At 39.1% G+C, this 14,019-nt stretch carries 14 protein-coding genes; 4 read left to right on the forward strand and 10 right to left on the reverse strand.

From position 1 onward, the window contains the following. From ACWITO_RS13195 to ACWITO_RS13225, 7 genes are all read right to left on the reverse strand, one after another. On the reverse strand, positions 1–519 hold a 519-nt coding region (locus tag ACWITO_RS13195), incomplete at its 3' end, for an Rpn family recombination-promoting nuclease/putative transposase (protein ID WP_448530464.1). Positions 520–578: 59 nt separating this feature from the next. Continuing rightward, on the reverse strand, positions 579–1,973 hold the full coding sequence (locus tag ACWITO_RS13200; protein WP_448530465.1) for a dipeptidase: 1,395 nt from the start codon (positions 1,971–1,973) through the stop codon (positions 579–581). A gap of 37 nt (positions 1,974–2,010) precedes the next feature. Further along, positions 2,011–2,490 (reverse strand): 2-C-methyl-D-erythritol 2,4-cyclodiphosphate synthase, encoded by a 480-nt coding sequence (gene ispF, locus ACWITO_RS13205; protein ID WP_448530466.1) that lies wholly within the window; start codon positions 2,488–2,490, stop codon positions 2,011–2,013. Between the two features lie 27 nt (positions 2,491–2,517). Continuing rightward, entirely contained in the window at positions 2,518–2,919 is a 402-nt protein-coding gene (locus ACWITO_RS13210) for a DoxX family protein (RefSeq protein ID WP_448530467.1), read from the reverse strand. A 59-nt stretch (positions 2,920–2,978) separates the two neighbouring features. After that, positions 2,979–3,983: an NAD(P)H-dependent glycerol-3-phosphate dehydrogenase gene (locus tag ACWITO_RS13215; RefSeq protein WP_448530468.1), complete on the reverse strand. Its 1,005-nt coding sequence runs from the start codon at positions 3,981–3,983 to the stop codon at positions 2,979–2,981. Between the two features lie 15 nt (positions 3,984–3,998). Next, positions 3,999–5,114 carry a DNA polymerase III subunit gene (locus tag ACWITO_RS13220; protein WP_448530469.1) on the reverse strand — a complete coding sequence of 372 codons (1,116 nt, stop codon included), beginning with the start codon at positions 5,112–5,114 and terminating at the stop codon, positions 3,999–4,001. An 81-nt stretch (positions 5,115–5,195) separates the two neighbouring features. Then, positions 5,196–6,221 (reverse strand): transaldolase family protein, encoded by a 1,026-nt coding sequence (locus tag ACWITO_RS13225; RefSeq protein ID WP_448530470.1) that lies wholly within the window; start codon positions 6,219–6,221, stop codon positions 5,196–5,198. Positions 6,222–6,418: 197 nt separating this feature from the next. On the opposite strand from ACWITO_RS13225, the gene ACWITO_RS13230 reads away from it, so the two are divergent. Both ACWITO_RS13230 and ACWITO_RS13235 read left to right on the forward strand, forming a co-directional pair. Then, positions 6,419–7,183 carry an alpha/beta fold hydrolase gene (locus tag ACWITO_RS13230; RefSeq protein ID WP_448530471.1) on the forward strand — a complete coding sequence of 255 codons (765 nt, stop codon included), beginning with the start codon at positions 6,419–6,421 and terminating at the stop codon, positions 7,181–7,183. Positions 7,184–7,236: 53 nt separating this feature from the next. Further along, the gene (locus ACWITO_RS13235) at positions 7,237–8,166 is read left to right on the forward strand and encodes a Na/Pi cotransporter family protein (RefSeq protein ID WP_448530472.1); all 930 of its coding nucleotides are present in this window, start codon (positions 7,237–7,239) and stop codon (positions 8,164–8,166) included. Between the two features lie 98 nt (positions 8,167–8,264). Here ACWITO_RS13235 and ACWITO_RS13240 read toward each other — a convergent pair whose 3' ends face one another. The 3 genes from ACWITO_RS13240 to ACWITO_RS13250 form a co-directional block, all read right to left on the reverse strand. Then, entirely contained in the window at positions 8,265–8,684 is a 420-nt protein-coding gene (locus ACWITO_RS13240) for a YbjN domain-containing protein (RefSeq protein WP_101358519.1), read from the reverse strand. Positions 8,685–8,858: 174 nt separating this feature from the next. Beyond that, positions 8,859–9,551 carry an ABC transporter ATP-binding protein gene (locus ACWITO_RS13245; protein ID WP_448530473.1) on the reverse strand — a complete coding sequence of 231 codons (693 nt, stop codon included), beginning with the start codon at positions 9,549–9,551 and terminating at the stop codon, positions 8,859–8,861. A gap of 103 nt (positions 9,552–9,654) precedes the next feature. Then, on the reverse strand, positions 9,655–12,681 hold the full coding sequence (locus ACWITO_RS13250; protein WP_448530474.1) for a tetratricopeptide repeat protein: 3,027 nt from the start codon (positions 12,679–12,681) through the stop codon (positions 9,655–9,657). Positions 12,682–12,796: 115 nt separating this feature from the next. Between ACWITO_RS13250 and ACWITO_RS13255 the strand changes: the two genes are divergently transcribed. Beyond that, on the forward strand, positions 12,797–13,378 hold the full coding sequence (locus tag ACWITO_RS13255) for an adenylate kinase (RefSeq protein ID WP_448530475.1): 582 nt from the start codon (positions 12,797–12,799) through the stop codon (positions 13,376–13,378). A 256-nt stretch (positions 13,379–13,634) separates the two neighbouring features. Next, positions 13,635–14,018, forward strand: coding sequence for a hypothetical protein (locus ACWITO_RS13260; RefSeq protein WP_448530476.1), 384 nt, complete (start codon positions 13,635–13,637; stop codon positions 14,016–14,018). Position 14,019 lies beyond the last annotated feature (1 nt).

Genomic DNA, 14,019 nt, shown 5'->3' on the forward strand with positions numbered 1-14,019 from the left:
CTGATTGACTTTGATGAGGTAATATTCAGGAAAAATATCGGAAACCAAAGTTTTGGCAAAGGTATTTTTCTGCTTTTCAGAAAGTTGCAGGGTATCGTTGAAATGCAAACCTTGAAAAGTAGTAGTGCCTTTGTAGATGTAGTCTTGCCCTTGCCCTAAATCAAAATAGACAATGTTTATAGAAATAACTTTTTTGACTTCCGAGTAGGCTTGCCCCAAACGCAAATGCTCGGCAACGGCTTTGCTTGTGCCATAGACCATTCGGTGAAAATAGTCAATTTCGTAGGTATTCTGAATTTCAATGATAATGAGTTCGTTTTTGGAGTTTTCGGTGAGAATATCTACTCGGTTGTATTTATCCTCCCAACTATCCTGATTGCCCTCGCTTTCTAAAATCTCTTTGATTTTGATGTCCTCAAACAAAAGTTCCGACAAAAACCCTTCCAACACAACAAAATTAGCCTTGTTGCGTAGCAAGCGTTTAATTGCCCAATCAAAACGAATTAACTTTTTGCTCATCTTTTTTATTCATAAAACTTCCCGAAAGTTCAACTCTCGGGAAGTGGGTTTAGTTCCTTTTAGGCATTGCTTTTTAGATGAACGTAATGTTTGTAAAAAAGCGGTATAGTTTCAATTCCTTTGAAAAAGTTAAAAATTCCATAGTGTTCATTAGGCGAGTGAATTGCGTCAGAATCAAGTCCAAAACCCAAAAGCACCGATTTCAAGCCTAACTCTTTTTCAAAAAGAGCTACAATTGGAATGCTTCCGCCACCACGTGTAGGTATAGGCTTTTTGCCAAAAGTTTCTTCCAAAGCCAAACTGGCGGCTTGATATTCTATGGAATTGGTAGGCATTACATAAGGAAAACCGCCGTGATGAAAGCGAACATCAACCTTTACAGATTTTGGAGCAATGGCTCGGAAATGCTTTTCAAAAAGTTCGGCAATTTCATCAGGGTGCTGGTTTGGCACAAGTCGCATACTGATTTTGGCGAAAGCCTTGGAAGGAAGTACCGTTTTAGCCCCTGCTTGGGTGTATCCGCCCCAAATACCATTTACATCAAGCGTAGGACGAATAGAAGTGCGTTCAATTGTAGAGTATCCTTCTTCGCCTGCCACATCATCAATCCCTAAATCATTTTTATAGGTTTCCAAATCAAAAGGTGTTTTTGCCATTTCGGCACGCTCCTCGGCGGAAAGTTCTTGCACTTTGTCGTAAAAATGAGGAATAGTGATTCTGCCTTTTTCATCTTTGAGCGAGGCTATCATTTGGCAAAGCACATTGATAGGGTTGGCTACTGCTCCACCATACACGCCTGAATGAAGGTCGCGATTGGGTCCTGTAACTTCTACTTCAACATAACACAAACCACGCAAACCTGTTTCTACCGAAGGAATATCGTTGGCAATAATACCCGTATCGGAAATAAGAATAACATCAGCTTGCAGACGTTCTTTGTTTTGCTTGATAAAAGGTTCTAAATTTCCTGAACCACACTCTTCTTCGCCCTCTATCATAAACTTAACATTGCAAGGCAATGTATTGGTTTTTAGCATTATTTCTAATGCCTTGACGTGCATATAGGTTTGACCTTTATCGTCGCAGGCACCGCGAGCAAAGATAGCTCCTTGGGGGTGCAGGGGAGTAGATTTGATAACAGGCTCAAAAGGAGGGGAGTCCCAAAGTTCGTAAGGGTCGGCAGGCTGAACATCATAATGCCCATACACAAGCACTGTGGGCAAGTTTTTATCTATAATTTTTTCACCATACACAATGGGGTGTCCTTCGGTTTGGTAGAGTTCGGCGGTATCGGCACCTGCTTCTAAAAGTTTTTTTTGCAGAAATTCAGCGGCACGCCTCACTTCATCTTTTTTGCTTTCATCGGTACTTACCGAAGGGATTTTGAGCCATTCTATAAGTTCAGCCAAAAAACGCTCTCGGTTGGCTTCCAGGTAGGTTTGATAGGTTTGCATAAACAACAAAATTTGGATTACAACAATTTGAAAAAAATCAACTTTTGTAAATCAGTGCTACAGCGGTAGCCGTGATGCCTTCTTTTCGCCCCACGAAGCCTAATTTTTCAGAGGTAGTAGCTTTGATGGAAACATCTTCGGGGCTGATGTTCATAATTTCGGCAAGAATTTTCTGCATTTCAGGGATATACGGATTGATTTTAGGCTCTTCAAGGCATACCATAGCATCTATGTTCCCAATTTGGTAACCTTTTTCGTGAAGCATAGCTACTACTTGGGCAAGTAGTTTTTTGCTATCAATGTCTTTGTAGCGGGGGTCTTTGTTGGGGAAATGATAGCCAATATCACGCAGAGCCAAAGCTCCGAGTAGGGCATCGCAAATGGCGTGAATAAGCACATCTGCGTCAGAATGTCCTACGGCTCCGTGTGTGTGTGCTATTTGTAAGCCACCGAGCCAAAAAGGGCGATTTTCGGCTAATTGATGAACATCATAGCCCTGTCCAATACGAAATTTCATAGTTTAAGAGTTCAAAGTTTCAAAGCATTATCCTAAAATCCACATAGCCATCATACACGCAATAAAATAAGGTACAAGTCCTGCCGCACCTACATAATCTTTGGCGATACGTTGTCCGAAAAATAGCATTACAATATTTGCTACGGCAAGCACCGCACCGTAGTAGGCAAAAATACTTTTTCTTTCAAACAAAATTTGCAAAAAACCTACTGCTGAAAAAGCCCCTGAAGCCACTTCGGTAAGGGTGATAATTCCCAAAAGCAAAGGAACAGCGTTTTTGAGAAAAGTTTTTCCAAAATGCCCTTTGAGCCAAGAAAGGTTGCCCTTCCAATCCAATACTTTATCCAATCCAGATTGCAAGAACAAAATTGCTAAAAAAGCACTGCAAAAGAGTTTTGAAAGAAAGTTGATTTGCAAGAATTGTTCCATAAAAATTATGAGTTTTGCGTTGTAGTTCAAAGATAGCAAATAAGTATCAGTTGGAAAAATTACACAAATTTTTCACGCAAAATAGCAATTTCTTTGGCAGGTGAGGCTTTCTCGTACAAAATTCTATACACGGCTTTGGTAATGGGCATATCTACTTTGTACTTTTGCTCATTGATGGTATAAACACTTTTTACGGCATAATAGCCTTCTGCAATCATATTCATTTCCATTTGAGCCGATTTTACGCTATATCCTCTGCCAATCATATTGCCAAAAGTTCGGTTTCGGCTAAATTGTGAGTAAGCCGTAACAAGTAAATCGCCTAAATACGCTGTATGGCTCAAATCTCTGTGTTGCGGGTAGATAGCATCTAAAAAGTCTTTGATTTCCCGAACGGAGTTGGTAACCAAAACCGCCTGAAAATTATCGCCATATCCCAAGCCGTGGCAAATACCACTGGCAAGAGCAATGATATTTTTCATTACGGCACTATATTCTACACCAATCATATCGTCGTAGGGAGTGGCTTTGATATAGCGGCAAGTAAGCATTTGAGCAATTTCTTGGGCAAGTTCTTCGTTAGATGTGCCAATTGTTAGGTAAGATTGCCTTTCCAAAGCCACTTCCTCGGCGTGGCAAGGTCCTCCAATCACTGCCATTTGCTTGAATTTTACGCCTTTTTCTTCGTGAAACAAATCAGTTACCAAGTAGTTTTTGCTGGGTATCATTCCTTTTACAGCGGAAATAATCTTTTTGCCTTGCAAATCTTCTGCACTAATATTCTGAATAGCTTGTTCTACGAAAGCGGCAGGTACAGCTACAAGCACATATTCGGCTTGTGCAATTGCTTGCTTAGGATTGAGCCAAACTTTTACTTTGTTTTCATCAATATACACATCGCTCAAATAATTCGGATTGAGGTGAAAACGGCGAATAAAAGCGGCAGTACGGCTATTACGCATCCACCAGTGCAAGCGTATGTTCTCTTTTTCGGTGAGAATTTTCACAAGTGCCGTAGCCCAACTTCCACCTCCTAAAACGGCTATAGTGTTTGTTTTTTCCATTTCTACTATGTTTTTTCAACGAATAATTTGGCTAATTTGCAAAGATGTTTCTAAAAAAACAATTTTTGGGTTGGCATTTCTTTCCAAATAAAAAATGGCATTGTTGAGCAGTTCGTAGAATTTGGCAATATTTTCTGTGTGAATGGTTTTGGCAAACCCCTGTACGAAGGTCATACCTTCTTCGGAAAGGCGATTGAGTTTGCCTTCGGCAAAACGATACACCAAAGTTTCCTGACACATATTTAAGCCGTATTGCAAAAGGTTTCTTTGGGCTTCTTTGGGCATTTTGGCGAAGTCTTCTGTCATTTTATAGAGGTCGGCATATTTGCGAGAGTAGCAAAGTCGCATCCAGTTCCGAAAAAGGCTGTGGTTATCATCAGCAATTTCTTGGGCTAAATATTGTGCTTTTAGCAAATTGCCTTCCGCCAAATGGGCAATTTGTTCGGCTCGGAGTGGCTCGGTTTGCATTTTTTCTTGTAAAAATGCTTTTATTTCATCATCTTTGAAGTTACGTATGCGTACAGGTTGCAGGCGAGAAAGAATGGTAATCAGCAGTTTTTCAGGTTCTTGACTTACAAGAAAAAAAAGCGTTTGGGGTGGTGGTTCTTCCAAAATTTTAAGCAAAGCATTGGCGGCGGTAGGGTGCATTAGTTCGGGAAGCCAAATAAGTATTACTTTGAAATCGCTTTCAAAAGGCATTAGCGAAAGTGTAGTGATGATTTTACGGCTTTCTTCGGCACTAATATTAGGCATTTTGCTTTCTGCCCCAATATGTTCCAGCCACTCGGTTATGCCTGCATACGTTTTTTGCAAAGCAAATTCTCGCCACTCTTTGAGTAAATCTTGGCTTAAAGGTTTTGTAATTTTGGGAGTGGAACTGGTTGGAAAAACAAAATGCAAGTCGGGGTGTGTGAGTTTATCCAATTTTCGGCAGGCAGAGCAAGAGCCACAACTATCGTATTCGCCTTTGTTATGGCAAAAAATGTAACGAATATAAGCTAGTGCCATTGCCAAGCTCGCCGAACCTTCTGCCCCTGCAAAAAGTTGGGCGTGAGCCACGTGATTTTGCCTAACAGCTGTTATAAGCGTTCTTTTGATTTCTTCTAAACCGAAAATATCCCTGAAATACATTGGAAAACGTATGGGGTAGTGGGTGGATTGAGCAAAAAAATCCCTCTTTACTAAATAACTTGTAAAGAGGGGCAGTAGCAATTAGCCCATTAAGCCAATGTCAATCAAATCTTGTACGTCCAACATTCCTTTGAGTTTGCCTTTTTCGGTAACAATCAGGTTATCTACATTTTTTTGCTTGATAAGTTGAACGGCATCATTCAAAAGTGCCTCACTTTCAATGGTAAGCGGAGTTTTGAACTCAAATTCGCTCATTTTCTTTTTGAGCAAATCTTTTCCATTTTCTTTGAGTTTTCTACGCAAATCGCCATCGGTGAAAACTCCCACGAGGTTTTTCTTGCTATCTACTACCGAAACTGCACCAAAACCAGACTCGGTCATTTGTACTATGGCATCCAGTACTGTTTCGGTGAGCTTGACGGTGGGGTTTTCCTGACGAATAATATCTTTGACACGTTTGGTCATTAGTTTGGTATGCTCTTCAAATTGTTGCGTACCAATAGCCGTGAAGTGGTTTTCGGTGAGTTGTTTCATTATTTTCCAAGGCACAGTAACGGTATGTACGCCTATATTGATAGCATTTCTGACGTGTTCTACATTACGCACCGAAGAAAACATAATTTTGGAGCGATAGCCATAATAATTTACGGCATCTACGCATTGCTGTACAAGAGCCAAAGCATCGTGTCCTTGGTCTTGCAGTCTACCTACCAGCGGGCATACGTAGGTAGCACCTGCCGCCATAGCCATATAGGCTTGTTGGAGCGTATAAACCAAATGGATATTTACTTGATAACCTTCGTCTGTGAGTTTTTTACAGGCTTTTACACCTTCCAAAGATACAGGTATTTTGAAAACGGTTTTTTCTTTGCTCAAGCCTAATTTTACAAGTCTTTTGGCTTCTTTTACAATTTCATCTGCATTATCGCCGAGTGCTTCTACTTGCAAAATAGGCACCATTTTAGAAAGTTTGAGGATAATTTCATCTACATTTTTTACGCCTTCGCGGTGCATAAAAGTAGGAGTGGTGGTCAGTCCTGTGAGAAATCCGAGTTTGAAGGCTTCTTCAATTTCTTTGATGTCAGCTGAATCAAGATAGAGTTCCATTGCGTACAAAAGTTTATTTTTCAAATTACGCCCCAAAGTAAAGATTTTTCTTGTAAATCTCAAAATGGATTTTACAGCAAGGCAAAATTTTCTGTAATTTGCGGCTGAGTACAGAGTGTATTGAGTACAGAGTATTGAGTACCAACTACCAACTACTAATTACTAACTACTAACTACTAACTACTAACTACCCAACTATGCTATATCATCAGGAATTAGGCAATCAAGGCAAAGAAATCGTAATTATTCACGGGCTTTTCGGCTCTTCGGATAATTGGCTCACGATTGGCAGGGCACTAGCAGATGAGTACAAGATTTATCTCATAGACCAACGCAATCACGGAAAGTCTTTTCATAGCTCTGAATGGACTTACGAGGCTATGGCAAAAGATTTACACGAATTTGTTGAGGCTAAAAACTTGCAAAACCCTATTCTTTTAGGACATTCTATGGGTGGAAAAACCGCTATGTATTATGCTTGTACGTACTTTCCGACCAAAATTGAAAAACTCATCGTAGCAGATATTGCCCCCAAGAGCTATCCGCTTCATCATCAGCATATTTTGGAAGGTTTGCAAGCGATTGATTCGCAAAAGCTGACCTCTCGCAAAGAAGCCGAAGATATTTTAAGCCATTACGTAAAAGAAGCCTCTACCAAAGCCTTTTTGCTCAAAAATCTATACCGAGAAGGAGAGAAATGGGCTTGGCGTATCAATTTACCCGTTATTGCCGAACAAATTGCTAATGTAGGAGAGGGCTTGCATACCAACCTTACATTTGACGAGCCAACGCTTTTTATTCGGGGTGAAAAATCTCATTATATTCTTGACGAAGATTTTGAGCTTATCCGTTATTATTTCCCCAAGGCTATTATTGAAACCGTAGCTGAGGCAGGGCATTGGCTTCACGCCGAAAAACCACAAGAATTTTTGGAGGTCGTGAAAAATTTTTTGAAAAATTGACTTTAAGTTATTTGTAGGTTCAAGCGTTTGAAGTTCAAAGATGCAATGAGCAAATGGAGCATTTTAATTTTTTTATTTCGGTTCTTTGTGCAATTGCTTTGTTCATTTACAGCCTGAAAGGTTTTAGCAAGGAGTTGGAAAGCATTGCCTCGGATACGCTTCGCAATCGTTTGGAAAAACTGACCGAAAATCGTTTTAGTGGCTTTCTGATAGGGGCTATTTTTACGGCTATCATACAATCCAGTAGTGCGGTTTCTTCTATGGCAGTAGCACTCATCAATAGTGGTATTTTGCCTTTCAAAAATAGTTTGGCTATACTTTTTGGAACAAATGTAGGCACTACCTCTACGGCTTGGATAGCTTCTTTTGATACTCGCTATATGGGACCTGTACTTATTGTTTTGGGGTGGCTGGTAGGAGCAGTGCCGCATCGTATTCATTTACTTGGAAAGGCAATTTTTTACTTTGGCTTTATTTTTTTTAGCTTAAATCTGATAGGCAGTGCTTTGGCAGGTGTAAAAAACAATCCTGAATTGCTCAAAACCATTCAATCGGTAGAAGGGCATTTGGAAGGCATAGCCGTAGGGCTGATTGTTACGGCTTTGGTGCAGTCAAGTTCGGTAGTGAGTGGTTTGTGTATTTTACTCGTAAGTCAAAATATTATTAGCTTATCCACGGGCATTGCAATTATTATTGGGGCAAATACAGGAACAACCAGCACTGCTTTGCTGGCAAGTTCGCAATTCAGTCGCCCTGCCAAAATGGGAGCAGTAGCCAATTTTTTGTTCAATTTTACAGGAACTATTTTATTTTTTCCTTTTATCAATTTGTTGAGCCAAGTGGTAAGTTCTTTGATGAATAACCCTGCCCAACAACTTGCAATGGCTCATCTTTTGTTCAATCTGATTACCTCTGCTTTGTTTTTGGTTTTTCTCAACCCCTTCCATAATTTTTTACTGAAAATGTATGAGAGGGGGAAATAGTTTTTAATTAAAAAGCAAAAGTACTTTGTTTTTCAAATAATAAAGAAACGAAAATAACCACATCAAAATATGATGTGGTTTGCAAATTTTATGGGGTGTTATTTGCCGAAATATTTTTCACGGAGTTTATCATCGTACAAATCGGCATAGTAGCCAATTCTATCCAGCATAGCGGCGGCTTCGGTTTTATCCAGCCCTTGTGCTTCGCGTATCATTTTGATATAGGCGTAGTTATCTTTAATGGTAAAAGCTACGCCATACAAAGTATGATTGATTTGCAAAAGTTCTTGGTAAAAAGCCTCACGATTGGTAGGGGGTACGCCCACCACAGGCGAGAGCAGTTGGAAATAAATTTGCTTGTTGCTTTCCATTTCCCAAACATCTACCCAAACACTTGCCGAGCCTCTTTTCAAGTTCCATTGCCCTTCTAATTCGCCTCTGCAAGCTACGGGGTCTTCGCCCATATCACGGATACAACTTTCAATAATTTCGTAATAGTATTTGATAGGTTGTTGCATAATTTTTAGAATTTTTGAGGCTAACGCAAATCAAAACAAATACAATTTGGGCAAATATGCAAAAAAACTTTGAAAAATATTTTTTTTGCCTCAAAAATTTTTCAAACAAAGAGCAGGAAATGGCAAAGTAGAATTATTGAGTTTCAAATCATCATAGCATTTGACTGCCCAATTTTAATGTTTATTGACTTCATCAGTTTCTATTAAGCCATCTCGTAGGCGTATGATACGATGAGCGTGGCGGGCAATATCTTCTTCGTGAGTAACCATAATAATTGTATTGCCTTTTTGATGCAAAGCGTCAAAAAGAGCCATTATTTCGTGAGAGGTTTTTGTATCTAAGTTTCCTGTGGGTTCATCTGCCAAAATAATACTCGGATTATTTACCAAAGCCCTTGCAATAGCAACCCGCTGGCGTTGCCCTCCTGAAAGCTCATTGGGGCGATGTTTGGCTCTGTTTTCTAAACCTACATTTTTTAGTGCCTCCATAGCTCTTTCTATGCGTTCTTTTTTGCCTACACCTGCATAGATGAGTGGTAAAGCGACATTTTCCAAAGCCGTAGAGCGAGGCAAAAGATTGAAAGTTTGGAACACAAATCCAATTTCTTTGTTGCGAATTTCCGCCAATTCATTATCGCTCATATCGCTTACTTCTGTACCATTGAGAATGTAAGAGCCTTCGTTGGGGGTATCCAGACAGCCAATAATATTCATCAGTGTAGATTTCCCCGAACCCGAAGGTCCCATAAAAGCTACATATTCACCCTTACGAATAGTGATGCTAATATCTTTTAAGGCGTGAATTACCTCACTGCCCATTTCATATCTGCGTGCTAAATGATGAGTTTCTATGATAATTTTGCTCATAAGGGTTCGGATTTTGAAAGTTCAAAAGTTTGAGGTTCAAAGGTTTTGTTTTAATAATCTCCTGCTTCTTGCCTCCTGTTTCCTGCCTCTTATTTTGTACTAATCAACGTTTTTTTTCTGCAAGAATTGTTTGGTAACGAGGAAAATCTTGTGGAGCAAGGCTTTGTATTTTGGAAAGAGCCTCTTTGGCATACTCCAAAAATTCTGCTTTAAGGCACTGTTCAAAGTATAATTTCCAAGCAATAGGGTGCAGTTCGGCGAAACGAGTTGCCTGTACTGCCCAATCATAAGCCCTGCCCTGCGGATTTTTATCTAATTCATTTGCAAGAGCAATCATACTGGGGTAAAACATTATTTCAAACGGATTGCCCCAAATAGCTTCTTGGTACCATTTGTAGGCACTATCAGGCTGATTTTTTTCTACAAGAACTCCTCTGAAAAACTTCTGATAAGGCTCGTACATAGCATTGAGTTTGTAGTTTTCTACTAAATTTTTCAGCGTGCTGAAATCGTTTCTGTAAAAAGCCACCTTCATTTTTACCCAAATAAGTTCGCTTTGAGCATTTTGTGAAATAGCAAGATTGTTAGGGATTTTCTGTAAAAATTTATCGGCTTCTTCTGTTTTCCCTTCTTTTAGGAGCAAATTGGCGGTTTCGGCAAAGGCTTTGGCTTTGAGGGTTTCATTCTGAATACTTTCTGCAATTTGCATTTTGAGCGTTATATCAAGGTCGTTTCGGTAGTAAATCATTCCATAACGCACCGAATCGGAGTATTCTTGCCACTTATTTTTTTCTGCATAATGGACTTTGAATAGCACTTCTGCTACTTTTTTGCGTTGGGGCTTCAAGCTATCCAAAGCAACCAATTGCCATAGTCCTACACATTCTTCCAAATTTCTATCTTCGCTCAGAGCTACTGCCCATAAATAATTGATTTCGTTTTTGTTTTGCGAAGCAAACTCATTTTTGTATATTTTTTCTACTGCTTGCACAGCTTGCCAAGATTGCCCTAACCTTATGAGATGTTTTACGAGGTTGTATTGGTAGTCGGAAGCAGAAATATAAGCCAAAAAGCGACTGGCTTCAATAGCTTGTTGTTGGAAATTTTTCTTAAAAAAATGATTTCGTTTGGCTTGCAAGAGAAAATCGTTCAAAGATATATTCTGACTGCTGTTGAGCAAACGATTGACTACGTATAAGGCATTGGTATCTTGGGTATTTGCTGATAGAAAATTATACAAATAAACTGCCTGATTTTTATTCAGAAGAGTGGTATCTTCAAGACTTTTTCTTGCAAAGCTCACATTAAAGGGAATGTTAGCGTTTTTTTGGTAAGCATTAAAAGTAGCCAAAAGATTGCTGGTAAAGGTGGCATCATTTTGGGGGGCGATTTTACTCAAAGTATCTTGTTTGAGAAAAGGTTTGCGAGCCAAAAGCCCCAGCAAATTGGTTTGAATTTCAAGGGGATTTTGGGTGTAATTTTGAGCCTTTTGCAGGTAAAAGTAGGCAGAGTCAATCTTATTTTCCAAAGAGTACATTATACCCAAATTGCTGTAAAGAAAAGCATTTTGAGGAAACTTCTGAACGCCTTGCAAATAATAGCTGATAGCTTGTGGAATTTGATTTTTATCAATGTATTCTTGTGCGATAATGGCATAAGTAAAGGCTTGTGGGTCGCGAAGAAGGGCTTGTTTGAGCAATTTGATACGCTTTTCGGTTTGCTCTTCGCTTACATTTTCTTTTTTTCCTATTATGGAAGCCTTTGCAAGCCATAAACGATGGCTGGCAGGGTCGCGGGAAAGAGCCGTTTCGTAGAAATCATCTGCAAGCAAATGTTCGGTTTCACGAGGACTTTCTAAATACAAATCGCCTACCCCATTGAAATACGCTGCAATAGCCTGATTGAGAGCAATGGCATTTTCTTTGTAAATCACCAGCCCCATCAGCAAAAAACCTAAGCCTCTTGTCAGATACCAAGGAATGGGTTTGGCTTCTTGATTTCCATAAAATGTTTGTGAAAAGTTTTGACTGGCTTCCTGAAAGTTAATTTTTCGGAAATTGAAAGTAACATACACCCATAAAGCCACAGCAAAACCAGCGTGGGAATATGTGATAAAATCTTCGCTTGCGGCGATAGCGTCTTCATTGGCAGTGGCATTGAAGTAGAAAAGTGTGCTATTGGTAATAATTACCATTGCCAAATACACCCAAATACGCATTCTTTCGGGGACAATCAGTTGGAATAAAGGGTTGTGTCTTACCCCCCAAAAGCCTGCGATTTGCGAAATAGCCAGAATGTAAAAGTCATCAATGAGGAAAAAATCTGTATTGTACTGCTTGCTATTGCGTAAGTAAAGCAAAAATAAATTGGTGAGATACAAAGCGATAAACAAATGAAAACCTAATTTTTTGGGTTGTGTAGCGGTAAGCGAAGCTACCAAATAAGGTATTTCGGAAGCAAGTAGAAAAATGGTGCTAATCGTAATGATGGCAGGCAAAATAATTCCATAACTTGATAGGTAAAGTGTAGGATTGCTTTCTTTGGCAAAAAGAAAAACGAGTAAATCAAGCAGAAGCCAAAGAATGAAGTTAATACCAAAGCGTTGTAAAAACGAATATTTTTGCCCAAAAGCGTGAAAATAATAATTTGTCCCTATCATCAGCACAATCCAAATACCGCTCCATAGCCATTTGGCATAAATTCCTAAAATCCCAAGTAAATTAATTTGCAAGGTAATTATAAAGATTATCATTAGCGTTGCAGAAAGCAAAAAATAGGTTCTTTTGAAAAAGCTGGTACTCGCACCAAGTAAGCTGACAGCAAGCGAAACAACTATCCACCAAACTTGCGAAGCCCAAAAAGGGATTTTTAGGTCGGTAGCAACATACAAATATTGCTGAAAGTAAGAAGGAACAAGGAAATCCACTTGCAAAAGTCCTTTTTCAAAGGTTTCCAAGGGGATTTCTTGGGTTTGAGTGGTAATAAGCGTTTTCCATTCATAAAGCCACTGGTAGCCCCAGTGTCTGCTAATGAGCATTGCTACAAGGCTTATTGCGGCAAAAATCATAAACCAATATACAAGCCATTTATTTGAATAGTTACGCCAAAAAAGAAAATGTTTTTTTTGCATAGATTACCTTACTCTAAATTATTTTCCTGCAAAAATATTTGTATTTCTTGAAAAATGTGTAATTTTGGTTAAAGTTTATTTTTGCGTTAATCAAAAATCAAAATTTTACAGAAAAATGTTAAATTTAGTCATTTTCGGTCCGCCGGGTGCAGGCAAAGGCACACAAAGCGATAAACTTATCGCCAAATACAATTTGTTTCATATTTCCACAGGAGATTTGTTCCGAAAGCATATCAAAGAGCAAACCGAACTCGGAAAAAAAGTTGTTGAATACACCAACAACGGCATTTTAGTACCTGATGAGATTACAATTGCAATGCTGAAAGAAGTCTTGGATACACACTCAGAGGTAAATGGTTTTATTTTTGACGGATTTCCACGTACCGTAGTGCAAGCTGAAATGCTGGATAAATTTATGAAGGAACGTGGCACTGCCATTCACGCCGTAGTAGCTCTTGACGTAAGTGAAAACGAAGTAAGGGAGCGTTTGGCAAAACGCAAACTTATAGAAGGACGCTCTGACGATGAAGAAGAGAAAATCAACAAACGCATTTTTGAATACTACAACAAAACGATGCACGTTTTGCCTTATTATCATAGCAAAGGCAAACTCTGCAAAATCAATGGCATTGGCGATATAGAAGAGATTTTTCAGAACATCTGCCAAGCTATTGAACAAGTAAAAGAAAAAATATAAAATGAAGGCAAGTGAATAACTTGCCTATTTTTTACTAACTTCATCACTTGTACCCAGCCATTAACTTACTCTTGGAGCAAGCAACAGCCCTGTAATCTATCAACCCTGATTTTTTTCTTTTCTTGAAACATTTTTCCGCTTGCATACGTAATACTAGTAGAAGCCTTTGTATTTTAGCAAAGATTCTTTTATTTTTACCAAGTAAGGAGCAACCCTCTGCCTGTAAGTGAGTGAGGAATAAACCAACAAATATTTTATGCAAACACTAAAAGTTTTAGGCTTTTTAGCCACGATTGGGCTGATAGCCGCCAGCACTGCTTGTAACAAAAAATCCCCCAACCCGCAAGAGGAGTGCTATAAAGGTGTAGTTATTGGGAAGATTCGCTCCTGGGGTGGAGGTTTGGCTGTTAGTATGGAAAAAAACACATTTAGTAATCATCAATGGCGTGGTTATAATAATGTAGTAGAAGCACTAGGAATTGATATGAGCTTAGCACCTAATACGGTAATTTATTTTAATGCCAGATTTGCAACAGAGGAAGAGAAATATTACCCTTTCTCTGCTGACGGCGATGAATCAAATAAACCCATAATTGTAGTTTCAAATGTTTCGTTTATTTCTTGTAATCCTTCAAATTAAA

The organism is Raineya sp., assembly GCF_053497555.1.